Raw genomic sequence first — 24,276 nt, 5'->3', positions numbered from 1 at the left:
CGGCCAAACGGCCTCTATTTTTCATCTGCACCTCCCTGAAATCCGCCCCCGAAAGCCTCCGATGACGACCGATCCAGAAACCACCGCACCGAAGACCGCCGAAGACCTCTTTCGCTTTCTCGACGAGCTGAAGATCGAGCATAAGACGGCCCGTCACGAACCGGTCTTCACCGTCGCCGAATCGGTTTCGCTGCGCGACGAGATCCCGGGCGGTCACACCAAGAACCTGTTCGTGAAGGACAAGAAGGATCGCTTCTTCCTGCTCACCGTCGAGGAGAATGCGTCGGTCGACCTGAAGACGGTGCACACGCTGATCGGCGCGGCCAGCAAGGTATCCTTCGGCAAGCCGGAAAAGCTGATGGAATATCTCGGCGTCATTCCCGGCTCCGTCACCGTCTTCGGCGCGATCAACGATACCGGCCACAACGTTACCTTCGTGCTGGATGCGGACCTGATGGAACACGATATCATCAACGGCCACCCGCTTTCCAACGATGCGACGACCTCGATCGGTCGCAACGACCTTTTACGCTTTCTTGAAGCGACGGGCCATACGCCGCTTGTCTTGAAAGTCACGGCCTGACATACGATCTTATGCCAAACTCGGCCCCCGAAGAGGCCCCAAGGTGCGGGAGAGATTTCGATGAGTGACAACAGCAATCCCTATGGCGGTTTCGGCAGCCAGATGACGGGCCAGGCCCATTTCGGCGGCGCATCCGCCGCTCCGGCGCAAGCTGCCGGCGGTGCAGCCATCAAGGACACCACCACATCCGGCTTCACCAAGGATGTCATCGAGGAATCCCGCAACCAGCCGGTTCTCGTCGATTTCTGGGCGCCCTGGTGCGGCCCCTGCAAGCAGCTGACCCCGGTGATCGAGAAGGTGGTCAACGAGTCCGGCGGTCGCGTCAAGCTCGTCAAGATGAACATCGATGACCACCCGGCCATTCCGGGCCAGCTCGGCATTCAATCGATCCCCGCCGTCATCGCCTTCGTCAACGGCCGTCCGGTAGATGGTTTCATGGGCGCGCTTCCGGAAAGCCAGGTCCGCCAGTTCATCGACAAGGTCGCAGGCCCCGCCGGCGCCGACCAGGCAGCCGAGATCGAGGCAGCGCTGGAGGAAGCGGCAACCCTGCTTGCCGCCGGCAACATCCAGGAAGCTGCACAGCTCTTCGGCGCCGTCATGCAGGCCGAGCCGGAAAATCCCAAGGCGATCGCCGGCATGGCCGAATGCATGCTCGCCGCTGGCCAGCAGGACCGCGCCCGGCAGCTGGTGGAAGGCCTGCCGGAAGAGGTGAAGAAGGTTGCCGAAATCCAGGCGCTTCTCAAGAAATTCGAGCAGATCGACGAGGCCCGCAAGCTGGGTGACCCGGTGGCGCTCGAACATGCGCTGGCGCTCAATCCGGACGATCACGAAGCCCGGATGAAGCTCGCCAAGATCCGCAATGTCGAGGGACGGCGAGAAGAAGCGGCCGAGCACCTGCTGCTGATCATGAAGCACGACCGCGAATTCGATGACGACGGCGCGCGTCGCCAGTTGCTGCAATTCTTCGAGGTGTGGGGTCCCAAGGATCCCGCAACCATCATGGCGCGCCGCAAACTTTCGTCGATCCTGTTCTCGTGAGCGAGGAAATACGCTTCCGCCCTTGAGATTTCCCTCGCCGCAACCACATTATGAAGATGGTTGCGGCCGGAAGCGGCCGGAGTGGGTGCAATTTTATGCATGTCGGGAATGCCAGATATCTGACTGAAAACGACGTTCCGGGGATTTTGCCGATCTTTCCGGTCTCGGGCGTGCTTTTGCTGCCCGGCGGACAGCTGCCCCTGAACATCTTCGAACCGCGTTATCTCGCCATGTTCGATCATGCGCTGGCGGGCAATCGCCTGATCGGCATGATCCAGCCGGCGCTTGGCGAGGTGCCGGAGGCGGATATCCTGCCGGAACGGCCACCGCTGGCGCAGGTCGGCTGCATGGGCCGTATCACCTCGTTCACCGAGACAGGCGACGGTCGTTATATCGTCTCGCTCGGCGGCGTCTGCCGCTTTCGCCTGATGGAGGAAGTTCCGGGCTCGAAACCCTACCGCAACTTCCATATTGCGCCCTTCATGGCTGATCTCGCCACGGGCGGGGATGAAGAGGCGCAGGTCGATCGCGCCGCCCTCCTTGCCGCCTTCCGCGCCTATCTCGATGCCAACAAGCTCGAAGCGGACTGGGAGAGCGTCGAACGGGCAAGCAACCTCACCCTCGTCAACTCCCTGTCGATGATGTCGCCCTTCGGCCCGGCCGAGAAGCAGGCGCTGCTCGAGGCACCCGATCTCAAGACCCGCGCGGAAACACTCGTCGCCATCACCGAAATCGTGCTCGCCCGCACCTTCGGCGATGCGGACTCCGTCCTGCAATAGAGCAATTCCAGCAAAGGCCTGCAGTGGCTTTGCTGGAATTGCGTCAAAACAAACAGATAGAGCATTGAAGGCGATTGCGTTATCGCCGGAATGTTCTGGAACCCCTGCTGGAAGACACCCATGGAAAATCGCCCTGCGGATCATCGGATGAGCACCGTCGACCCGAAGCTTCTGGAGCTTCTGGTTTGTCCGTTGACGCAAGGGAGACTGACCCTCGACCGCGAGAAGGCCGAACTTGTCTCGGAGCGCGCCGCCCTTGCCTACCCCATCCGCGACGGCATTCCGATCATGCTCGTTTCCGAGGCCCGCAAGCTGGAGAACTGAGCGAAAGACAGCCGGTCGAGCCGTCGCGATTTTCGGTGAAGGGTTTGAGACCCGGTCAGATCGCCTCACCCGCCAAAAGCTTCGGCGCGCCGCCATTGGTCGTGCCGGCCGCTTCCCGGATGAAGAAGGACTTCAGCGACGGCATCCGGTCGACCACCCCAAGCCCGAAATCCCTCAGCACCCGAATCGGCGTCACGTCGTTGGAAAAGAGCCGGTTCAGGACGTCGGTGGTGACCCCCATGCGGAAGGTGTCGAACCGACGCCAGGTCTGGTAGCGCTCCAGAACATTGAGGTCGCCGATATCGAGGCCGAGCCGGTCCGCCTCGACAATGGTCTCGGCGAGCGCCGCCACGTCCTTGAAGCCGAGATTGAGGCCCTGGCCGGAAATCGGATGGATACCGTGGGCCGCGTCACCCGCCAGCGCCAGCCGCGGCGCCACGAATTCACGGGCAAGCGTCAGCCCCAGCGGAAAGGCACGCCGGTCGGCGGTCGCGCGGATCGCACCGAGCTTGTGACCGAAACGGCGTTCCAGCTCTTCCTCGAAAACCAGTTCGTCCGATGCCACGAGACGTTCGGCATCGCTGGTGCGCTCCGTCCAGACCAGCGAGGAACGATTGCCCTTGAGCGGCAGGATGGCAAAGGGACCGGCCGGCAGGAAATGCTCCTCCGCGCAACCGTCATGCGGCCGCTCGTGCTCGACGGTGGTGACGATGCCGGACTGACCGTAATCCCATGTCACGGTCTTGATGCCCGCCATGTCGCGCAGCTTCGAGCGCACGCCGTCGCAGGCGACGACCAGCCGCGCCGAAACCACGCTGCCATCGGAAAGGGAGAGATCGGCTGACGGCCCGGTATTGTGGAAGCCCGTCGCCATGACGCCATGACGGATCCGGATCCCGGCAGAGGCGCAGGCGTCGCGCAGCGCCCCCACCATCGCCACGTTCGGGATCATGTGGGCGAAGGGACGCCCCTCCTCCACCGCACCGTCAAAGGTCAGGAACACCGGCCGCACCGGATCGGACGTCTTCGAATCGGTCACGATCATCCTGGTGATCGGCTGCGCTTCAGGCTCGATCCGGTCCCAGATGCCGAAGACTTCCAGCATCTTCGTCGCCGCGGCGATGATCGCCGAGGCGCGCGGGTCCTTCTTCCATGCGTCTTCCGGCGCCGCCTCGATCACCTCGACGGCGAGATGCGGGGCCGCCTGCTTGACCGCGACCGCGACCGCCAGACCGACATAACCACCACCGACGACCAGAACATCCAGCATGGCGAACTTCCTTTATCCCGGCACCCGGGGCAGCGTCTTTGCCCTTGTGCATCTCACTTGCCGCTATATAGATCAGCCTTGAACGACTTCCTACAACCGGGAGCATTATAATATGTCGCAGGCGGAAGAGAAAACGCGGATCATGGAAAAGCTGATCGCAACGCTCGACCTCGAGAAGCTGGAAGAAGATCTCTTTCGCGGCAAGAGCCCCCAGAACGGCTGGCAACGCGTATTCGGCGGGCAGGTCATCGCCCAGGCCCTGATGGCCGCCCAACGTTGCGTCGCGACCGACCGCTTCGTCCATTCGCTGCATGCCTATTTCATGCGTCCCGGCGATCCCGCCGTGCCGATCATCTACCAGGTCGAGCGCATCCGCGACGGCGCAAGCTTCACCACCCGCCGGGTCGTGGCCATCCAGCATGGCAAGGCGATCTTCTCCATGTCGGCATCCTTCCAGCTCGATGAAGAGGGTCTCGATCACCAGGTCGAAATGCCTGACGTGCCGGCGCCTGAAAGCCTGATGGGCGAAAAGGAGTTCCGCGACGTCTTCCTCGCCAAGGCGCCCGACGCCGTGCGCCGCTACTGGGGCCGCGAACGGCCGATCGAAATCCGTCCCGTCTCGCTCGTCCACTACCTTTCCGACGAGAAGCTGGAGCCGAAAGCCCATATCTGGGTGCGCACCAGCGCGCCGCCGCCGGACGACCGTCACTATCAGGCGGCCATTCTCGCCTATCTCTCTGATATGACGCTGCTCGATACCTCGCTTTATGCCCACGGAACCTCCATCTTCGATCCGTCGCTGCAGGCGGCAAGCCTCGATCACGCCATGTGGTTTCATCGCCCGACACGGCTGGACGACTGGCTACTCTATACCCAGGACAGTCCGAGCGCTTCCGGCGCACGCGGCATGACCCGCGGCAGCATTTACAGCCGTGAAGGTGTGTTGATCGCGTCAGTGGCTCAGGAAGGGCTGATTCGGAAAAGGGCAAATGACTAATCGGAAGGCAAAAAGATATTTTTGCACATAATTTGTGCGCACATCTGCCGTCCAAATGCCTGTTTATTAGATTTGCTCTTTATAGCCTTTAGATTTCAATAACTTATTAGTCGTCACGAAACTGGCACATACTTTGAATGTCTGACCACAGTCGCTGGACGCTTTGGGGGCTGGCGGCAAGGAGAGTCGGCTCCGAGCCGAGGACAAGCAAAGGATGGGAAACCAGATGAAGATTGTGATGGCCATCATCAAGCCGTTCAAGCTGGATGAGGTGCGCGAAGCCCTCACCGCTGTTGGCATTCAGGGCCTGACCGTGACCGAAGTAAAAGGTTACGGCCGCCAGAAGGGGCACACGGAAATCTACCGCGGCACCGAATACGCCGTAAGTTTTCTGCCGAAACTGAAGATCGAAATCGCCGTCTCTTCCGAACTCGCGGACAAGGCCGTCGAGGCAATCGCTTCTGCTGCCAAGACCGGCCAGATCGGCGACGGCAAGATCTTCGTCTACTCGATCGACCAGGCGGTCCGCATCCGCACCGGCGAAACCAATTCTGAAGCTCTGTAAGAACGGCTGTTAGGGGAGTTGTTACTGATGTCGTTTACCAAGTTTTCTTCCACTTTCGCGCGGATCGGCGCCGCTTCGGCCGCGCTGCTGGCGCCGGCCATTGCCTTTGCGCAGGAAGCCGCACCGGCCGCCGCGGAAGCTGCAGCCGCAGCACCCGTGCCGGACAAGGGCGATACCGCCTTCATGTTCCTTTGCACCATCCTCGTCCTCTTCATGCTGGTTCCGGGCCTTGCCCTGTTCTACGGCGGCCTCGTGCGCGCCAAGAACATGCTCTCCGTCCTGATGCAGTGCACCGTCATCGGCGCCTCCATCATGCTGGTCTGGGTCATCTACGGCTATTCCTTCGCCTTCGGCGGCTCGACCAACGCCTTCTTCGGCGGCACGGCCAAGCTCTTCCTGTCGGGCGTGACGATGGACTCGACGGCTGCCACCTTCTCGGATGCCGTTATTCCGGAATACATCTTCATGCTGTTCCAGATGACCTTCGCGGCAATCACCCCCGCGCTCATCATCGGCGCCTTTGCCGAACGCATCAAGTTCTCGGCCGCGATCCTGTTTTGCCTTCTGTGGGTCACCTTCGTCTACTTCCCGATCGCTCACATGGTCTGGGACGCAAACGGCCTGATCTTCGGCTGGGGCGCATTTGACTTCGCCGGCGGCACCGTCGTGCACATCAACGCCGGTGTTGCCGGTCTGATCGGCGCGATCATGGTCGGCAAGCGTACCGGTTACGGCAAGGACATGATGGCTCCGCACTCCATGACGCTCACCATGGTCGGCGCAGCCATGCTCTGGTTCGGCTGGTTCGGCTTCAACGCCGGCTCCAACCTCGAAGCCTCCGGCGGCGCCATGCTCGCAACGGTCAACACCTTCATCGCGACCGCTGCTGCAATCGTCTCCTGGGCCTTCGTCGAAAGCCTGACCCGTGGCAAGTCCTCGATGCTCGGCGCCGCTTCGGGCATGATCGCCGGCCTCGTCGCCATCACGCCTGCTGCCGGCATCGTCGGCCCGATGGGCGCGATCGTCATGGGCCTGATCGTTTCGCCGCTTTGCTACTTCTTCGTCTCCGTAGTGAAGAACAAGTTCGGCTATGACGACACCGCGGACGTCTTCGGCGTTCACGGCATCGGCGGCCTGTTCGGCGCTCTTGCAACCGGTATCTTCGCTTCCACCTCACTCGGCGGCATCGGCTATGCTGAAGGCGTTACCATGGGCGCCCAGTTCTTCACCCAGGTGAAGGCCGTTCTGGTCACGCTCGTATGGTGCGGCGTCGGCTCCGCGATCCTCTACAAGATCACGGACGTCATCGTCGGCCTGCGCGTTCCGGTCGAAGCAGAGCGCGAAGGTCTCGACCTCGCCTCCCACGGCGAAGCCGCATACCACTCGTAAGGATATCGCCGCACCGGACGCCGGTGCGGCTCTTCCTCCCGTCGCGGCCGTCGAACGGCGAGCCGCTCTTGGCCCGGACCCCGCGTCCGGGCTTTTTTTTGTCGCTGAAGCAATTCCAGCAAAACTGCGCTGCGGTTTTGCGTCCGGGATTGCGTGAAACCAGAAAGATGGAGCGTTTTCGCGTTTCCAAAAAAAGCGAAAATGCCCAAAAGCCGGAAAACCAGCCATTTCGGGCGGTCGATGGTTAATGCACCATTAACCCTGTCCCATGTAATGTGCCCTATGGAGCCGTGACAGGATCGCCTCGCCTCGTGCCGGGCGGCCCCCGGCAGGACCTTACTTCGACGAACGGGCAGGCAGGGGATGAACAGAGGCAATTCGGCAGCGATGGGCGATCAGCCCGGCCGCTTCGCGCTCAGCGCTTTCATCGTGCGGCAGATGCTGGCACTCCTGGGTTTCGCTATTTTCCTGGCGCTGGTGCTGGCTGTCGCCGCCCTCGCCACATGGAATGTCGCCGATCCCAGCCTTTCCTATGCAACGGCCAACGAGCCGACCAACATTCTCGGCCATGGCGGCGCGATCTTCGCCGACGTCATGATGCAGTTCTTCGGCCTCGCCAGCCTACTTGCCCTGCTTCCCGTGCTCGCATGGTCGCTGGCGCTCATCACCGGGCGCCCGCTTCATCGCATCCCGGCCCGCATCGCAGCCTGGCTCGTCGGCTCGATCGTCTCCTCCGCCGTGACAGGCTGTTTTCCGCCCCCGGCCACATGGCCGATCCCGAACGGTATAGGCGGCGTCTTCGGCGACATGATCCTGCGTTTCCCGAGCCTCTTCATCGGCGCCTATCCCACCGGCACCGTTTCCATGATCCTCGGCGCCGTCCTGGCATTTCCCGCCGCCTGGCTGCTTCTCTTTGCCGCCGGCCTCATCGGACGTGAACCGGTGGCCGAAGAAGAAGACGAGGCCCCCGCCGAGCGCCGCAAACCGGTCGCCCGCACTGTGGCGGCAGAAGACGAAGATGACGGGGAAGGACCGATCGCGCTTGCGCTCGGCGCCTTCACCCACCACTGGTACACGACGCGCGCGCGCATGCGCCGCCTGCTCGGTATGAAGCCGGTGGATCGCAGCCATCGTTTCGAACAGCCCTACGATTTCAACGATGACGAATTCGGCACGCTGAACGAGCCCGTGCGGCCCAAGGCGCCGGGTGCCTACGAGCGCCTCGAACCCTCGCTCGATGGCGCTCCGCGCGTGCTGTCGCCCAAGCGCAATATCGTCTCTCCGCCGCCGATCAGCGCGGACGACGACTATGATGACGATCCGCCCTTCGATCTCGATGACATGCCACGTCCCGCGGGCATCCTGCCCGACAATAGCGGCTGGTCGCCTTCGCCGGCCGCAGGCCGCGGTGCCGATCGCGGCTCGCCGCGCGTTGTGGCGCCCGCGCCCCGCCCGAAGCCGGGCGCGCGCGTCGAACGGGATGCGCAGGCTTCGCTGCTGAGGCCCGAAGGTTTCCAGCTGCCCTCCGTGCATCTTCTCGCCGAACCGAAGACGATTGCCCGCGACGCGACGCTCTCGGCCGACGCCCTGGAACAGAATGCCCGCATGCTGGAAGGCGTGCTGGAGGATTTCGGCGTCAAGGGCGAGATCATCCATGTCCGCCCCGGCCCGGTGGTGACGCTCTACGAACTGGAGCCCGCGCCCGGCATCAAGTCGTCGCGCGTCATCGGCCTTGCTGACGATATCGCCCGTTCCATGAGCGCGATTGCCGCCCGCGTCGCCGTCGTTCCCGGCCGCAACGCGATCGGTATCGAACTGCCCAACCAGACGCGGGAAACCGTGTACCTGCGCGAACTGATCGGTTCGCGCGATTTCGACACCAACAAGGCCAAGCTCGCCATGGCGCTCGGCAAGACCATCGGCGGCGAGCCGGTGATCGCCGATCTCGCCAAGATGCCCCACCTTCTGGTCGCCGGCACCACCGGTTCCGGTAAATCCGTCGCCATCAACACCATGATCCTGTCGCTGGTCTACCGGCTCCCGCCGGAAAAATGCCGCCTGATCATGATCGACCCGAAGATGCTGGAACTTTCCGTCTATGACGGTATCCCGCACCTGCTCTCACCCGTCGTCACCGATCCGAAAAAGGCCGTCGTCGCGCTGAAATGGACCGTGCGCGAGATGGAAGAGCGTTACAAGAAGATGTCGAAGATCGGCGTGCGCAACATCGACGGCTTCAACAGCCGCGTCGAGCAGGCGCTGGAGAAGGGTGAGGTGCTGACCCGCACCGTCCAGACCGGCTTCGACCGCCAGACCGGCGAGGCGATCTACGAAACCGAAGAATTCGACCTGAAGCCGATCCCCTATATCGTCGTCATCATCGACGAAATGGCCGACCTGATGATGGTTGCCGGCAAGGACATCGAAGGTGCGGTCCAACGCTTGGCGCAGATGGCGCGTGCGGCCGGCATTCATGTCATCATGGCGACCCAGCGTCCGTCGGTCGATGTCATCACCGGCACGATCAAGGCCAACTTCCCAACCCGCATCTCCTTCCAGGTGACGTCGAAGATCGACAGCCGCACCATCCTTGGCGAACAGGGCGCCGAACAGCTGCTGGGCATGGGCGACATGCTCTACATGGCCGGCGGCGGCCGCATCCAGCGTGTCCACGGCCCCTTCGTCTCGGACAATGAGGTCGAGGAAATCGTCGCCTACCTGAAGACTCAAGGCGCACCCCAGTATCTCGAAGCGATCACCATCGACGATGACGACGATGAAGGCGGCGGCGGCCCGGCCGGCACCTCCAACCTCGCCGATTCGGACGATCCCTACGATCAGGCCGTCGCCATCGTGCTTCGCGACGGCAAGGCCTCCACCTCCTACGTCCAGCGCCGTCTCGGCATCGGTTACAACCGTGCTGCCTCCCTGATCGAGCGCATGGAGCAGGAAGGCATCATCGGCCCCGCAAACCATGCCGGAAAGCGCGAAATTCTCGTGCCGACCGAAGGCGACATCATCGAACGTTGAACCCCGGGGCAGCTCGCGCGTTAAGCCCCGGCAACGATATCTCGGCCATGAAGACGCCGCCTTTTTCGGCGATGGAATGACCACATGAAGGAGTTCCGGATGATTGAAGAAAATGCCGAACGTCTGGCGATTGCGCCGACGTCCACGACCCGTCGACAGTTCGTGCTCGGTGCTGGCGCGCTGCTTGCGCTCGCCGCCCTGCCGATGCCCCGCGCCCAGGCCGCGGCCGACGCCGCCCAGAAGATTGCCGACCATTTCTCCTCGGTAAAGACGATGATGGGCGAGTTCGTCCAGTTCGGTCCGCGCGGCGAACAGACCGGCGGCAAGTTCTTCATCCAGCGTCCGGGCAAGCTGCGTTTCAACTACGAGAAGCCCTCGCCGATGCGCGTGATTTCCGATGGCAAGAACGTCGTCATCGGCAACATGAAGCTGAAGACCTGGGATCTCTATCCACTGTCGAAGACGCCGCTCAGCCTGCTGCTCGCCGAAAAGATCGACCTCGGAAACCAGCTGGTGCGCGACGTCAAGGAAGAGGCCGACCTCACCACGATCGTTCTCGGCGACAAGACCATCTTCGGCGATTCGACCATTACCCTGATGTTCGACCCGAAGACCTACGACCTCCGCCAGTGGACGATCACCGACGTTCAGGCCAAGGACACCTCCGTGATGATCTTCAACGTCCAGACCGGCGTCAATCTCGATCCGAGCGTCTTCGAAATCCCCTATGCCGACGTTCACGCGCCGAAACGTTGATTTGCGCGGACTCTGACGGTCGAAAACCGTTTTGAATTTCGCCGGGATCCGATAGACCATGCCCGACCCAATCGGAGCACGAAGCATGTCACTGTCGATCACCACGTGGAATATCAACTCGGTCCGGCTGCGCCTGCCGATCGTCGAGGATTTCCTGAAGCGGGTGAGCCCCGACATTCTCTGCCTGCAGGAAATCAAGTGCCAGAACGACCAGTTCCCGGCCGATGCGCTGAAGGCGCTCGGCTACGAGAACATCATCCTGCATGGCCAGAAGGGCTATCACGGCGTCGCCATCGCTTCGCGTTTCCCGCTCACCGAGGATCACCGCCAGGATTATTGCGGCGTCGGCGACTCGCGCCACATCTCGGCGATCTTCGAATGGCAGGGCAAACGCATCCGCCTGCATAACTTCTACGTTCCCGCCGGCGGCGATGAACCTGATCGCACGATCAATCCCAAGTTCGGTCACAAGCTGGATTTCATCGAGGAAATGAAGGCGCTGAAGGCCGATGCCGAGCCCGGCGTTTCGGCCATCCTCGTGGGCGACCTCAACATCGCCCCCTTCGAGAACGACGTCTGGTCGCACAAGCAGCTCCTGAAGATCGTCAGCCATACGCCCGTCGAGACCGAGGGACTGCTGGATGTCGTCCGTCAGGGCGGCTGGGTCGACCTGATGCGGCAATTCACGCCCGAGCCGGAAAAGATCTACACGTGGTGGAGCTACCGCGCCAAGGACTGGGAAGCCGCCGACCGCGGCCGTCGTCTCGACCACATCTGGTCGTCGCCTGATATGACCGGCCATCTGAAGCGGATCGATATCCTCAAGGAAGCCCGCGGCTGGGAAAAGCCGTCGGACCATGTGCCGGTGACAGCCTGGTTCGATCTCTGAGAGCAGCGACCGATCAGCGGAAGCGGTCAGCCATGGCGGCAGCCCCATCGATCAGCCCGCTTATCGATGCGCGGATACGCGCCTCGATGATCGCCGCCATCTCGGGATATTCCTCGAGCAGCCTGTGAAACAGCGCGCGGGTGATGCGGATGACATCGGCATCCTCCATCGCAACCGCCGTATACTTGCGTTCGACCATCGTCACCAGCGCCAGTTCGGAAAGCATGGTGCCGCGTTCGGCAACGGCCTCGACCCTGGGCTTGCCGCCGCGTCCGAGCGAGGAAAGCTCGAAACGTCCCCTCGCCACCACATAGGCGCATTCGGCCGGCGATTTCTCGCGGAAAAGCGCCTGCCCGCTGGCGACCGGCCTGTGCTCCGCACCGAAGGCGATCAGCCTCAATTGGTCGCCGTCGAGCCCTGAAAACAACGGAACGCCGGAAAGCAGTTCAATGTCGTCGGCAAGCGCCATGCGGGTTCTCCGGCGTCACGGGGGTCAGGGGATGATCTTGTAGCCACCGTTTTCCGTGACGAGGATTTCGGCGCTGGACGGATCGCGCTCGATCTTCTGCCTGAGACGGTAGACATGGGTTTCGAGTGTATGCGTCGTTACACCCGAATTATAGCCCCAGACCTCTTCGAGCAAGACGTCGCGCGTCACGACCTTCTGGCCGGCGCGGTAGAGATAGCGGATGATCGCCGCTTCCTTCTCGGTGAGCCGGATCTTCTTGCCGTCCTCGGTGGTCAAGAGCTTCTGGCTCGGCTTGAAGAGATAGGGACCGACGCCGAAGGTCGCGTCCTCGCTCTGTTCGTGCTGACGAAGCTGGGCGCGGATGCGGGCGAGCAGCACGGCAAAGCGGAAAGGCTTCGTCACATAATCGTTGGCGCCCGCTTCAAGGCCGAGGATCGTGTCCGAATCGGTGTCGTGCCCGGTCAACATGATGACGGGAGCCTTGAACCCGCCCTTGCGCAAGAGCTTCACCGCTTCGCGACCGTCCATATCCGGCAGGCCGACATCCATGATCATCAGGTCCACCTGACCGCTGCGAGCCGCTTGCATGCCTTTCGTGGCGTTCGGCTCCTGCAGCAGATTGAACTCGTCATAGAGCGAAAGCTGCTCGACCAGCGTTTCCCTGAGATCGTCGTCGTCATCAACCAGAAGGATGGTGCGCGCGCTCATGTCTGTGCTTCTCCTGCATTCTCCGTCGCCATTCATGCAACGGCTTGAACCCGAAACGCCGTCACGCCGGAAGAAACGCTGTCACTTGCGTCCTCGGCGCTAATTTGAAGTGCTATGAATACACCGAACTTCACAGACAACGCAAAATCTCGTGAGCGGTTTCAATGGCTCGCCCTGCAACAATGCGTGAAACCCGCCTGAAGCGTTCCACGCCCCCCGGAACGCCGCTCAAAGCCTGCTCACTCAGACAAGCGAACGTGGGGTAACGAAGCGTTCAAGGACACCCGAGCCGGAACCGATCGTCTGCCACGTACCCGCCGTAAAATCGATCACCGCCAGTCCGCCCGTCGGATATTTCTCTGAAATTCGCCGCCGCGCCTCAGGATCACCGCCACCGATCAGCTTGGCTGCAAGATCCTCCATGCCGGGATTGTGACCGATCATCATGACGACGCGAAAGGCCGGTTCCACGCATTTGAGGACGGACATCAATGTCTCGGCCGGCGCCTCGTAGATCGCATCGACATCGCGAACCTCAGGCGCTTGCGAAAACGCCTTCTTCACCCGCCCCCAGGTCTGCTGCGTGCGTTCGGCGGTCGAGACCAGCACGAGGTCGGGAACGAGCCCCTCCCGCTCCAGATAATCCCCCATGACAGAGGCCGCCTTGCGGCCCCTGTCGGCAAGTGGACGTTCCTTGTCGTCCACGCCTTCAGGCCAGTCCGATTTGGCATGACGAAGCAGGATGAGCCGCCGTCCACCGGCGGGCGCGTCCCTGTTCTTGTTCGACATGACCTCCCCTCCTCCCATGATTCACGTGTGACAATCATGGTTAACAATATGTTGCATCCGGCCCAGCGAGCCGCCCGCTCCCCAAGCTAACGCATGTCGCGCAAAAGTATGCAGTGGTTTTACAATTAAGATCCGGGTGTCAGAGGCTGACGCAGATCGCGCCCAGCGCGACGATCAGGCAGGCGACGAGCCGCTTGACGGTCAGCCGCTCTCCGAGGAAGAGCGCTCCGATCAAAACGGCAAACACCACGCTCGTCTCGCGCACGGCAGTCACGAGGCCGGCAGGCGCAAAGGAATAGGCGACGACCACGAGGCCATAGGCGATCATCGCCACCACGCCGCCGCCAAAGGCCTTCCATGTGACCGATGAACGAAAATCGATGGAAAGCCCCTTCCGCAGCACCGCATAGGTGACCGCAAGTATCAGGCCGTAGAGGAACAGCACCCACATGGCATAGGCCGCCGGCTGTTCCACGAACTTCACACCCTTGGAATCCACCGTCGAATAACAGGCGATGATCAAGCCGGTCGCAAACGCAAAAAGCAGCGACGAGGTCGCGGCCCGGGTCTTGCCAAGCGAAAGGCTCATGATACCGGCCGCCACCAGCATGACCCCGATGGTCTGGAACGTGCCGAGGATTTCGCCGAAGAACAGGAAACCGCCCAGCGTCACCAGCAGCGGCACCGTGCCGCGAACGATGGGATAGACCTGCCCGAGTTCGCCATGTCGGTAGGCGGCCACGAGAAACAGGCTGTAGCCCACCTGCAGCGATGCCGACATCAGGATATAGAACCACGCCTCGCCCTCAGGCAGCGGGAACCAGGCGATGAACGGCAGGGCGACCAGCGTTCCCGCAAGGCTCATCACCGTCACCGACCACAGCCGATCCGCTCCGTTTCTGAGGAACGCATTCCAGCTCGCATGCAGAATGGCCGCGACGAGGGCAAGCACGACGGCAATCGTGCTCACGATACCACCCCGGCAAGACGATGAAGGAGGAAGGACGAGATCGGCGAAATAGGCATCGGCAAAGGTCAATATGACAGTTTTGTGAAGCCCCGGACCATAGCTCCTTTCGGCTGCTTTACAATGCCGCTTTCGCGTAAAACTATCGACCGTGGACCCGCTGCACGCAATCGATCAACGTGCGGAAACGCTCAGCCTCGCGCGGTGATCACATGGGCGCTCAGCCCACCTTCGATCGGTCCCGAGCCAAAACGTTTCTCGAGTGCCTCCGCCACCAGTTCGGTAACGGCCTGCAGGCCGCCCGGCGCGCGTTCCTCGATCTCGTTGCGCATCGGGTTGGCCTGACAGTAGCCGGTGGCCGCGTCGAGCGCCGAGGGCGAGCGACCCGTCAGTTTCAACGTTTCGGTCTCGACAGCCGAAAAGCCGGCTGCTCTCAACTGGCCATCGATCAGCCCGAGATCGTGATAACCATGCGGTGCGCGCCGCATGAACTGCGGAGGATTGTCGGCAAAACGCTTCGACAGGACTTCGCTCACCACGCCGACAAAGGCGTTGTTCTCGATCCCGTCCCAGACGGCAAAGAGATAGGCGCCGCGCGGCTTGAGAACGCGGCGAACCTCGCGATAGGATGCCACCTTGTCGGGAAAGAACATCACCCCGAACTGACAGACCACCGCATCGAAGGCGTGATCGGCAAAGGGCAGCGCCATCGCATCGGCCTGCTGCCAGAGAACATTCCCGGTCTCCTGTAGCGTCATCGCCAGATCGATCATCGGCTGATTGAGATCGGTCGCGGTGATCGCCGTCATCTCAGGCAATTTCTCCGCCATCGCGCGGGTTGCAACGCCCGTTCCCGCGGCAAGCTCCAGAACGGTGGCAGGCCTCAGCACCGCCACCCTCGAAGCCATCTCGCCTGCATACGGAATGAAGATCATCGGCACCATGAACCGCTCGTAAAGCGCGGGAATGCTGCCTGCAAATACCTTGTCGGCCTCGGTCATGGCTGCGTCCTCCCAGACGGGGCGATTATACCGCAGGAGCGCTCCGGCGAGAAGCAGAGCATAGACCTGGGAACCGTGCGTCCCTGAAACGACAAAGGCCGCCCGCATTTCTGCGGGCGGCCCTGACAGCGAGACTTTCAGGCCGGCGGGGCCTTGGATCTCACTTCCAGTCGCGGATATCGACGAAATGGCCGGCAACGGCAGCAGCAGCAGCCATGGCCGGGGAGACCAGATGCGTGCGGCCCTTGTAGCCCTGACGGCCCTCGAAATTGCGGTTCGAGGTCGAGGCGCAGCGCTCGCCCGGCTTCAGCCGGTCGTCGTTCATGGCAAGGCACATGGAGCAGCCCGGCTCGCGCCATTCGAAACCGGCTTCCCTGAAGATCTTGTCGAGGCCTTCGGCTTCAGCCTGTTCCTTGACGAGGCCGGAGCCCGGCACGACCATGGCGGAGACGGTCGATGCGACCTTCTTTCCTTCGATGACAGCGGCGGCAGCGCGCAGGTCCTCGATACGGCCGTTGGTGCAGGAACCGATGAACACGCGGTCGATCGCGATGTCGGTCATCTTGGTTCCGGGGGTGAGGCCCATATAGTCGAGCGCCCGCCACTTGGAGACCCGCTTGGTCTCGTCCTGGATCTCGTCCGGGTTCGGCACGACGCCCTGGATCGACACCACGTCTTCCGGAGACGAGCCCCAGGAAACGATCGGCGGCAGGTTGGCGGCGTCGAGCACGACGGTCCGGTCGAAATGCGCGCCTTCGTCGGTGTGCAGGGTCTTCCAGTAGGCAAGGGCCTGTTCGAGGGTTTCGCCGGTCGGAGCCTTGGGCTTGCCCTTGATATATTCGAAGGTCTTTTCATCGGGCGCGATCAGGCCGGCGCGGGCGCCACCCTCGATCGTCATGTTGCACACGGTCATGCGGCCTTCCATCGACAGCGAACGGATCGCCTCGCCGGCAAACTCGATGACGTGGCCGGTGCCTCCGGCAGTGCCGATCTCGCCGATGATGGCAAGAATGATGTCCTTGGCGGTGACGCCTTCCGGAAGCTTTCCATCGACACGCACCAGCATGTTCTTGGCCTTCTTCTGGATCAGCGTCTGGGTTGCCAGAACGTGTTCCACTTCGGACGTGCCGATACCATGCGCCAGCGCACCGAAGGCACCGTGCGTCGAGGTGTGGCTATCGCCGCACACGATGGTCATGCCCGGCAGGGTGAAGCCCTGTTCGGGGCCGACGATGTGCACGATGCCCTGGCGCTTGTCGCGCTCGGAATAGTATTCGACGCCGAATTCAGCGGCATTGTGGGCGAGAGCCTCGACCTGGATGCGGCTTTCCTCGTTCTTGATGCCTTCCAGACGGTCGGCGGTGGTCGGAACGTTGTGGTCGACCACTGCCAGCGTCCGCTGCGGCGCGTGTACCGGCCGGCCGGCCATGCGCAGTCCTTCGAAGGCCTGCGGGCTCGTCACCTCATGCACGAGATGACGGTCGATGTAGAGAAGACAGGTGCCGTCGTCCTGACGGTCGACCAGGTGGTCATCGAAGATCTTGTCGTAAAGTGTACGCGGTGCGCTCATGGCGTGTTTCCATCCGGCTGAAGAAGTGGGATTGGTTCTTGGTATTCTGAAGCGCCGCCGATGCGGCCGGCTACGTTCAGCCTAGGCGGCTGTTGAGCGCTCCGGAGACGCACGCGAAGAACCGTGCCGGCAGACGCTTGTGGTCCTGCAGCACGATGAACTGGTTCGCGAGACATCCGAATTTAGATCCCATGGCGTGGCAATAACAGTTTTCCACAAAATCGGCAACGGATTTGCGTCGTCAGCCGCCTGACATATGCCTGTCATAAAGTGTTCGCGGAAACATGCTTCATCTGTCGTGCCAAACGGAGATAGACCACATGTCCGAACCCATTCACGACGAAATCAGCCGCATCAAGGAAGACATCATCGACAGCTTCGACGAGGAGCTGGAACAACAGATGGAAGAGGAGCGGATGGAAGAGATGGTCGCCGAAGGCCTCTCGGAGCCGACCATCGACCGCCGTATCTATTTCCGTGAACTTTTCCGGCTGCAGCATGAGCTGGTCAGCCTGCAGGACTGGGTGCAGTACAAGAAGCTCAAGGTCGTCGTCCTGTTCGAAGGCCGCGATTCCGCCGGCAAGGGCGGCGCGATCAAGCGCGTCACCCAGCGGCTCAACCCGCGTGTCTGCCGCGTCGTGGCCCTGCCCGCCCCGTCCGAGCGTGAAAAGAGCCAGTGGTATTTCCAGCGCTACGTCAACCATCTGCCGGGCGCCGGCGAAATGGTGCTGTTCGACCGCTCCTGGTACAACCGCGCCGGCGTCGAGCGCGTCATGGGTTTCTGCACCCCGGAAGAGCTGGAGGAGTTCTTCCGCTCCGTGCCGGAATTCGAGCGCATGCTGGTCCGCTCCGGCATCATTCTCCTGAAATACTGGTTCTCGATCACCGATGAGGAACAGGAATTCCGCTTCCGCATGCGCATCCACGATCCGCTGAAGCAGTGGAAGCTCTCGCCCATGGACCTGCAGAGCCGCATTCACTGGGAAGAATACACCAAGGCCAAGGAAGACATGCTGGAACACACCCACATCCCGGAAGCGCCGTGGTGGGTCGTGCAGGCCGTCGACAAGAAGAAGGCCCGCCTCAACATGATCGCCCACCTTCTCGGACAGATCCCCTACGAGACGGTGCCGAAGGAACACATCGTGCTGCCGGAACGCGTCCGCAACTCCGACTACATTCGTCATCCGGTCCCGCCGGAAATGTATGTGCCGGATGCGTTCTAACGAGCGTGGTGCCGGCGCTAGCGGCCGGCACCTTTCCGGCGCATGCGCTTTTCCACGCGCCTCAGCAGCATGGACAGGCCTATCGTCAGGATAAGATAGATATAGGCGACGATGGAATAGGTCTCGAAGAAGCGGAAGGAACCGGACGCATAGATCTTGCCGGCCTGGCTGATATCGGCGACGCCGAGCACCGAGACCAGCGAACTATCCTTCACCATCGCCACGAAATCATTGGAGAGCGGCGGAAAGATCACCCGGATGGCCTGCGGAAAGACGATCAGCCGGAAGCGCTGGTAGCGGTTGAGGCCGAGCGACATCGCCGCCTCTACCTGCCCCCTGTCGATCGACTGGAAACCGGCGCGGAAGATTTCGGCGATGAAGGCCGAATAGCCGATCATCAGCGCGAAGATCGCCCGCCACATCAGCGATACGTCGCGGACCTGAAGGGCCGACAGCCAGCCGCCCTCGACCAGCGGACCGATCAGGAAATTGTAGAGGCTGACGAAGCCCGGAGCACCGACGAAGGCGATGTAGAACAGAAGGACGAGGATCGGAATGCCGCGGATCACCTCGACATAGAACCGCGCGATCTGCCTGACGATCAGGCTGTCCGACATGCCGGCGAGCGCCACCAGCAGGCCGAGCATGGTTGCCAGCGCAAAGCCCACCACGGTGACGAAGACCGTCACCCCTATGCCGCGCGAAATGGTGGCAAAGACCTGCGCATAGAGATCATTGAAGGCAATGACGGCGGCAATTCCAAGCGCGATCGCGACAAGGGCGACCAGCCACCACGGCCGGTCGCCCTCGCCCTTTCCATTGCCTGCGCCCGAAAGTGTCTGAAAACCCATCAGCTCATGGCCCCGGCTTTCTCAGCCTCGGCTCCCGCACCCTCACTCGCCCATCTTGTATTCGAGAAACCACTTCTTGTTCAGCGTATCGAAGGTGCCGTCGGCCTTCAGTGCCGCGATCGCCGCATTGACCGGCGCCACGAGATCGGAACCTTTCGGGAAAATGAAGCCGAAATCCTCCGCACCGAGCGCGCCGCCGACAACCTTCAGGCCGCCATTCGATGCATCGACATAGCCCTTGGCGGCGACGCTGTCGGTGAGGACGAGGTCGACGTCGCCGGCTTTCAGCGCCTGAACGGTAGCGCCGAAGGTTTCGAACAGCTTGATGCGCGGGTTTTGCTCGTTGCCGTCGAGGATTTCATAGACGGCGGTGTAGAAGGGCGAAGTGCCCGGCTGCGCGCCGATCAGGCCATCCTTGAATTCGCCGAAGCTCTTGGCGTCCGAAAAGCGGCTCTCGTCGCCCCTGACCAGCATGAACTGCTCGGAACGCATGTAGGGGTCGGAGAAGTCGACCTTCTCCTTGCGGTCGTCCTTGATGGTGATGCCGGTCATGCCAATCTGGTACTGACCGTCCGACACCGCCTGGATCATCGCGTCCCACGAGGTGTTCTGGTACTCGACCTTGAAGTTCAGCCGCTTGGCGATCTCGTTCATCGCATCGTATTCCCAGCCGATGGCCTGGCCCGACTTCGGATCGACAAACTGCAGCGGCGGATAGGCATTTTCCGTGACCACCACGACCGTCTTGCCGCCGAGATCCGGCAGGTCGGCGGCAATGGCGGTGAACGGCAGCAGCGAAAAAACGGACAGACCGGCGAGCACGGCGCGGCGAAGAAGCATCATTGTCTCCCTGATTGTGGCGGGCCGACAGTGTCACAGTTCAATCGCGCCTTGCAAGCGGGCGGCGTTGCGTCCACAGCACCGGGTGAGAAACGGCCTTCTCAATCCCGCACACCCCGCCGAAAAGCCATCCGCTCACGCTTTCTGGCAATGGCTCGCCTGAACGCCGTCACCGACCTCGAAATCACCCTTCTGCGGCGGGGCGATCGGCTTGAACAGATTGCGGTCGGGCTTGAGGTCGATGAGCGGTGTCCCGTCGAGGCAATCGAGACCACGAACGAACAACCTGCCACCCTCGACCTTCTCCAGAACGACGATGGAGGTACCGATCGGATTGGGCCTGACCGGCGAGCGGATGGAGAAGGTGCCACGCACCTCGCCATTGTTTCCCGGACTCTGCAGCACGAGATCGCGTCTGGAACGGTCGAGCCAGTAGAGAATTTCCAGCCGCTCGAATGTCTCGACGCCTTCCAGCGCCGGCACCCAGGGTTCGAAGATCTCGATCTCGCAGAGCGGACCATCATGGCGTCCCTGCCGCGGCGTCTCCATCCGCGAGGTCCACGGCGTATGGATGCGGCCGATGAAGACCAGCCAGGCATCGCGGGCCTCCGGCGCCTCGATCTGCACTTCGTTTTCCCGGATCTCGTTCTCACGCACCATTGTCATGTCTCCAGCAGGCCTTCCCACGATATATCTGACGGAATACATCGTGGGAAGAACCATATCACCGGTCGCAGGCGTTCAACCGAGCGCCCGCTTCAGCGGCCCGATGTGCCGCAGAACGGCGAAGTCCAGCAGAAGGACGCCGATCAGCACGGCGCCGGTCAGCGGAAAGAGCAGCGATACGGCAAGCATGATGATGGCACCGGACTTCCACAGCGGGCCGGACTCCCCAACACGCGGCGCAAGCAGGCGTGCTCCGGCGCCCTTCGGCCGTCGCATCCACCACATCGCTACACCGGAGACCGCAAGAAAGATCACCGAGAGGCAGAAGATCGTCACGAGGGCGACGTTCCAGGCACCCATGTCGCCTTCATGAAAGGCGATACCGGCAGCCATGGCCTTGCCCGCGACGCCGTAATCGGCAAAACCGACATCCGCCAGCACCTTGCCGGTATACTGGTCGATATGCACTGTCCGGTCGGAGAAGGGATTGCCGCTGTCATTGCTCATGGTATCGCGCGCAATCGTCCAGACACCCGTCTCGCCCGATGGCAGGCCAAGCTGGAAACGGCCGTCGAAACCGAGCGAGCGGGCAAGAGCCACGACCGAATCGATATTGACTGCCGCCCCTTCCGGAATTCCCGGCACGCCTGCATGCGAGCCGGAGGCCGGCATCGGCGTCTGTTCGAGCGTCCACGGCACTTCCTTTATGCCGCCGTGGTTCATGCTGGCATGGGTGGAATCGGAGAGCGGCACATTGTCCCATTTCTCGGCGGGAAAGGTGCTCCAGGCTTGGGTAAATTTCTCGCCCCATATACCCGCCCAGGTCAGCCCCGACAGCAGGAACACGAGAAGAATGGCGGAAACGTAGAATCCGACCGTCAGGTGCAGCGACTTCCAGAATTGCCGGCCCCTCGCCGAAAGCCTCGGAGCGAGCACGCCGGCGAAACTGCCTTCACGAGGCCACCAGAGGTAAAGCCCGGTGATAATCAGCACGACGCCGAACCCCGCGGCGATCTCGATAAGCCTGTCTCCGACATCTCCGATCAAAAGCGTGCCATGGATCGTGTCGGCGAGATCGTAAAGCGCGTTTCGCCGCTGCCAGTCGCCCAGCACCTTGGCCGTATGGGGATCGACGGCGACCATGGTCGACTGATCCCCCTGATTGATGCGGAGCACCGCCGGCTGCTCGGGCGTGCGCGGCACGATATACTGGACGAGCTTTCCTCCGGGAATGATGGAAAGCGCCGCTTCGGCCTGCTGCGACACGGCGAGTTCAGGTCCGGCTGACGTTACCTTGTAGTATTTTTCGCCGTCTCGGCCGACGAGCACGGCCGACCACAGCATGATGAGACCGGTTACGGCCAGCATGACGAGAAAGGGAGCGACATAGAGCCCGGCGTAGAAATGCCAGCGCCATGCAGTGGTGTAGAAGCGTCGCGAAAACGACGCCGATGCCGGCGCGGCCGGCACATCGGTCAGGATGGTCATGGGCTTCCTCAAGGGGTGTTGGAATTGTCGAATTGACGCCGGCCAGCGGCGATTGCCTGGAGAACGGTCGGCTGCAGCAGCGTCACGATCTGCGGATCCGTGAAGCCGACGAGGCCGGCCCGCCTGAAGCGCTGGAAACAGCGACTGACGGTTTCGACCGTCAGTCCCAGCCAGTCGGCCATTTCTCCCCGGGTGAGATAGAGATTGAAGGTCGTCGTGCCCTTGCGCTTCGCGCGCGGCCGGGCAAATTGATCGGCAAGGTCGAGAATTGCCGAAGCGACGCGCTCCGGTGCGGTCTTGCGCCCCAATAAAATGGCATGCGACTCGACCCTCAACACCATCTCGTTGACCGCCCCGCGAAACTCGGCCAGGCCGAGTTCACGCGCGGGTTCTATCTGACAATAGGTGAGCGTTTCCGCGGTGGTCCGGTTGTGTTCGCCAAAGACGAGACCGATCAGCCGGCCCGGCCCGACGATGTCGATGATCTGGCGGCGTCCGTCGGAGAGCGATCGGGAAAGGGCGACACAGCCGTCCGTCAGCCGCAATTGCGGCACCGCGTCGAACCCCTCACGGAAGATGATGGTTCGGGGCGCAAGGAATTCGCGACTCTCGGCAGGGGTATCGGGGTGCGATTTGGCAGGCAGCGCGCATCCCAGCGCTGCCAAGGATGCAAGTTGGAGCATGGTGAAATCCGGATATCGGACCGGACCTCATGCGCGCGGGCACGGTTCCGGCCTGTTGAACGTAACGGTTCGCACGGCGGGGCCATGCGGAAACCAGGTTCAGGCGATAACCGGAAGAGGAGGCGCCCTTGGCGCCGCATTGGGTGGGAAAAGCTGCCTGTAAAGGGCCTCGGCCCGTTCGGGAACGAGGATTTCAAGCGTGACGGAAAGGGTCCGCCCCGTAATGTCCACGGGAGCGGGCAAAAGGGTGGAGCCGGCGATGACGCAGGCCTCGCATCCCGTCATGCCCATCTTGTGTCCGGCCTTGCCATCCCCGTCCTGGCCGGGCAGGCAGAGTTCCGGAAGCGTGCCGTCAGGCAGCGTCAGCGTGGCGATCTCGGCCGCGGAAAGCGCTGGAACAACCCCCGCCGGGACCTGATGCGCAAACCCGACGGCAAAGAGCGCCAACACGCACAGGGCGCGTATCGCGGTCTGCCATGTCGGTCGCCTGCGCTGCATCGATGATCCCCTGCCTGAGGGAAGAATTACCAGTCGCATCACTTGGACGCAAGCATCCGGGTCCGCGCCAAGAGGTCGCGAAAACGGACCTGAAAACAGAAAAGGCGGCCCAGAGGCCGCCTTCCCAAAAACCCGAAATCGGGAATTCTTATTCTGCAGAGGCTTCGGCTGCAGCTGCAGCTTCGGCAGCAGCCTTTGCTTCGGCGGCTTCTGCTGCTGCCTTTTCGGCGGCCAGAGCCTGTGCTGCTGCGATCTTTTCAGCTTCCAGACGTGCCTTTTCCTCGGCAATTGCGGCGCGCTCGGCGTCGTTCAGCTTGCGGGCGCGGGTGCCGGTGTTCTCGACGATACGAGCCGACTTGCCGCGACGGTCGCGCAGGTAGTAGAGCTTGGCGCGACGGACCTTACCGCGGCGAACGACTTCAACGCCTTCGACCATCGGGGAGTAGATCGGGAATACGCGCTCGACGCCTTCGCCGTAGGAGATCTTGCGAACGGTGAAGCTCTCGTTGAGGCCGCCGCCGGAACGGGCGATGCAGACGCCTTCATAGGCCTGCACGCGGGTACGGTTGCCTTCCGTGACCTTCACGTTGACGCGGACGGTGTCGCCCGGGGAGAATTCAGGAAGCGTACGCTTGGCGGCGATCTTGGCGGCCTGTTCGGCTTCCAGCTGTTCAATGATGTTCATTTGTCTAACCTTCGGTTCTTCTGGAACAGCCAGAGCGCTCAACGGATCATCCTTCGGTCGAAGCCTCCGGATTTGCCTTGTGGGCAGGAGCGGGTACGCATGCTCTTTGTTGTGGCAGACGGGCAAAAGCCCATTTCCGTGGGCGCAAATACACCAAACGCCCCCGGTTGTCACCCCCGGTACAACACTTTTGTCGGAGGCGACCGTCCGCCGCT

25 protein-coding genes are annotated in these 24,276 nt (G+C 62.1%); 11 read left to right on the top strand and 14 right to left on the bottom strand.

All coding sequences use genetic code 11. From position 1 onward, the window contains the following. The first annotated feature begins 61 nt into the window (after window positions 1-61). The 4 genes from NBH21_RS11480 to NBH21_RS11465 all read left to right on the top strand — a co-directional run bounded on the left by NBH21_RS11480 (window position 62) and on the right by NBH21_RS11465 (window position 2,724). A complete protein-coding gene (locus NBH21_RS11480) occupies window positions 62-583 on the top strand; it encodes a prolyl-tRNA synthetase associated domain-containing protein (protein ID WP_250913567.1) in 522 nt (173 codons plus the stop codon). Between the two features lie 60 nt (window positions 584-643). Further along, window positions 644-1,621, top strand: coding sequence for a thioredoxin (gene trxA, locus NBH21_RS11475; RefSeq protein WP_250913568.1), 978 nt, complete (start codon window positions 644-646; stop codon window positions 1,619-1,621). Window positions 1,622-1,716: 95 nt separating this feature from the next. After that, complete coding sequence (locus NBH21_RS11470) at window positions 1,717-2,400, top strand: LON peptidase substrate-binding domain-containing protein (protein WP_250913569.1); 684 nt, start codon at window positions 1,717-1,719, stop codon at window positions 2,398-2,400. A 147-nt stretch (window positions 2,401-2,547) separates the two neighbouring features. Then, complete coding sequence (locus tag NBH21_RS11465) at window positions 2,548-2,724, top strand: Trm112 family protein (protein WP_250913570.1); 177 nt, start codon at window positions 2,548-2,550, stop codon at window positions 2,722-2,724. A 55-nt stretch (window positions 2,725-2,779) separates the two neighbouring features. Here NBH21_RS11465 and NBH21_RS11460 read toward each other — a convergent pair whose 3' ends face one another. Continuing rightward, entirely contained in the window at window positions 2,780-3,994 is a 1,215-nt protein-coding gene (locus tag NBH21_RS11460) for a ubiquinone biosynthesis hydroxylase (protein WP_250913571.1), read from the bottom strand. Between the two features lie 112 nt (window positions 3,995-4,106). Here NBH21_RS11460 and tesB point away from each other — a divergent pair, with 112 nt between their 5' ends. The 6 genes from tesB (at window position 4,107) to xth (ending at window position 11,620) form a co-directional block, all read left to right on the top strand. Further along, the gene (gene tesB, locus NBH21_RS11455) at window positions 4,107-4,991 is read left to right on the top strand and encodes an acyl-CoA thioesterase II (RefSeq protein WP_250913572.1); all 885 of its coding nucleotides are present in this window, start codon (window positions 4,107-4,109) and stop codon (window positions 4,989-4,991) included. 214 nt (window positions 4,992-5,205) lie between these two features. Beyond that, entirely contained in the window at window positions 5,206-5,556 is a 351-nt protein-coding gene (locus NBH21_RS11450; protein WP_162708326.1) for a P-II family nitrogen regulator, read from the top strand. A gap of 27 nt (window positions 5,557-5,583) precedes the next feature. Beyond that, window positions 5,584-6,945, top strand: coding sequence for an ammonium transporter (locus NBH21_RS11445; RefSeq protein ID WP_250913573.1), 1,362 nt, complete (start codon window positions 5,584-5,586; stop codon window positions 6,943-6,945). Between the two features lie 363 nt (window positions 6,946-7,308). Then, complete coding sequence (locus tag NBH21_RS11440) at window positions 7,309-9,975, top strand: FtsK/SpoIIIE family DNA translocase (protein ID WP_250913574.1); 2,667 nt, start codon at window positions 7,309-7,311, stop codon at window positions 9,973-9,975. Window positions 9,976-10,074: 99 nt separating this feature from the next. Beyond that, the gene (locus NBH21_RS11435) at window positions 10,075-10,731 is read left to right on the top strand and encodes an outer membrane lipoprotein carrier protein LolA (RefSeq protein WP_250913575.1); all 657 of its coding nucleotides are present in this window, start codon (window positions 10,075-10,077) and stop codon (window positions 10,729-10,731) included. An 85-nt stretch (window positions 10,732-10,816) separates the two neighbouring features. Then, window positions 10,817-11,620 carry an exodeoxyribonuclease III gene (xth, locus tag NBH21_RS11430; RefSeq protein ID WP_250913576.1) on the top strand — a complete coding sequence of 268 codons (804 nt, stop codon included), beginning with the start codon at window positions 10,817-10,819 and terminating at the stop codon, window positions 11,618-11,620. A gap of 13 nt (window positions 11,621-11,633) precedes the next feature. Here the strand turns inward: xth and NBH21_RS11425 are convergent, their stop codons facing one another. The 6 genes from NBH21_RS11425 to leuC all read right to left on the bottom strand — a co-directional run bounded on the left by NBH21_RS11425 (window position 11,634) and on the right by leuC (window position 17,124). Continuing rightward, the gene (locus NBH21_RS11425; RefSeq protein ID WP_250913577.1) at window positions 11,634-12,089 is read right to left on the bottom strand and encodes a cyclic nucleotide-binding domain-containing protein; all 456 of its coding nucleotides are present in this window, start codon (window positions 12,087-12,089) and stop codon (window positions 11,634-11,636) included. Between the two features lie 24 nt (window positions 12,090-12,113). Continuing rightward, on the bottom strand, window positions 12,114-12,797 hold the full coding sequence (locus tag NBH21_RS11420) for a response regulator transcription factor (protein ID WP_163902272.1): 684 nt from the start codon (window positions 12,795-12,797) through the stop codon (window positions 12,114-12,116). Between the two features lie 243 nt (window positions 12,798-13,040). Then, window positions 13,041-13,586: a SixA phosphatase family protein gene (locus NBH21_RS11415; RefSeq protein WP_250913578.1), complete on the bottom strand. Its 546-nt coding sequence runs from the start codon at window positions 13,584-13,586 to the stop codon at window positions 13,041-13,043. A gap of 139 nt (window positions 13,587-13,725) precedes the next feature. Further along, window positions 13,726-14,556 (bottom strand): EamA family transporter, encoded by an 831-nt coding sequence (locus NBH21_RS11410; protein WP_250913579.1) that lies wholly within the window; start codon window positions 14,554-14,556, stop codon window positions 13,726-13,728. A 188-nt stretch (window positions 14,557-14,744) separates the two neighbouring features. Continuing rightward, on the bottom strand, window positions 14,745-15,554 hold the full coding sequence (locus tag NBH21_RS11405) for a class I SAM-dependent methyltransferase (protein ID WP_250913580.1): 810 nt from the start codon (window positions 15,552-15,554) through the stop codon (window positions 14,745-14,747). A 160-nt stretch (window positions 15,555-15,714) separates the two neighbouring features. Then, on the bottom strand, window positions 15,715-17,124 hold the full coding sequence (gene leuC / locus NBH21_RS11400; protein ID WP_250913581.1) for a 3-isopropylmalate dehydratase large subunit: 1,410 nt from the start codon (window positions 17,122-17,124) through the stop codon (window positions 15,715-15,717). 320 nt (window positions 17,125-17,444) lie between these two features. On the opposite strand from leuC, the gene ppk2 reads away from it, so the two are divergent. Further along, window positions 17,445-18,350: a polyphosphate kinase 2 gene (ppk2, locus tag NBH21_RS11395; protein ID WP_250913582.1), complete on the top strand. Its 906-nt coding sequence runs from the start codon at window positions 17,445-17,447 to the stop codon at window positions 18,348-18,350. 17 nt (window positions 18,351-18,367) lie between these two features. On the opposite strand, the gene NBH21_RS11390 is transcribed toward ppk2, so the two are convergent. From NBH21_RS11390 to rplS, 7 genes are all read right to left on the bottom strand, one after another. Then, on the bottom strand, window positions 18,368-19,201 hold the full coding sequence (locus NBH21_RS11390; protein ID WP_250913583.1) for an amino acid ABC transporter permease: 834 nt from the start codon (window positions 19,199-19,201) through the stop codon (window positions 18,368-18,370). A gap of 42 nt (window positions 19,202-19,243) precedes the next feature. Next, window positions 19,244-20,041, bottom strand: coding sequence for a transporter substrate-binding domain-containing protein (locus NBH21_RS11385; protein WP_250913584.1), 798 nt, complete (start codon window positions 20,039-20,041; stop codon window positions 19,244-19,246). Between the two features lie 135 nt (window positions 20,042-20,176). Further along, window positions 20,177-20,701 (bottom strand): tRNA (N6-threonylcarbamoyladenosine(37)-N6)-methyltransferase TrmO, encoded by a 525-nt coding sequence (gene tsaA, locus NBH21_RS11380; RefSeq protein WP_250913585.1) that lies wholly within the window; start codon window positions 20,699-20,701, stop codon window positions 20,177-20,179. An 81-nt stretch (window positions 20,702-20,782) separates the two neighbouring features. Then, window positions 20,783-22,195 (bottom strand): PepSY-associated TM helix domain-containing protein, encoded by a 1,413-nt coding sequence (locus NBH21_RS11375; RefSeq protein WP_250913586.1) that lies wholly within the window; start codon window positions 22,193-22,195, stop codon window positions 20,783-20,785. 8 nt (window positions 22,196-22,203) lie between these two features. Further along, on the bottom strand, window positions 22,204-22,878 hold the full coding sequence (locus NBH21_RS11370; protein WP_250913587.1) for a Crp/Fnr family transcriptional regulator: 675 nt from the start codon (window positions 22,876-22,878) through the stop codon (window positions 22,204-22,206). Window positions 22,879-22,977: 99 nt separating this feature from the next. Further along, complete coding sequence (locus NBH21_RS11365) at window positions 22,978-23,376, bottom strand: DUF2946 family protein (RefSeq protein WP_250913588.1); 399 nt, start codon at window positions 23,374-23,376, stop codon at window positions 22,978-22,980. A 148-nt stretch (window positions 23,377-23,524) separates the two neighbouring features. Continuing rightward, complete coding sequence (rplS, locus tag NBH21_RS11360) at window positions 23,525-24,061, bottom strand: 50S ribosomal protein L19 (RefSeq protein ID WP_250913589.1); 537 nt, start codon at window positions 24,059-24,061, stop codon at window positions 23,525-23,527. Between the last annotated feature and the right edge of the window lie 215 nt (window positions 24,062-24,276).

Source organism: Ciceribacter sichuanensis, assembly GCF_024055605.1.
Taxonomy (GTDB): domain Bacteria; phylum Pseudomonadota; class Alphaproteobacteria; order Rhizobiales; family Rhizobiaceae; genus Allorhizobium; species Allorhizobium sichuanense.
This window is presented reverse-complemented; position numbering and strand designations above follow the sequence as displayed.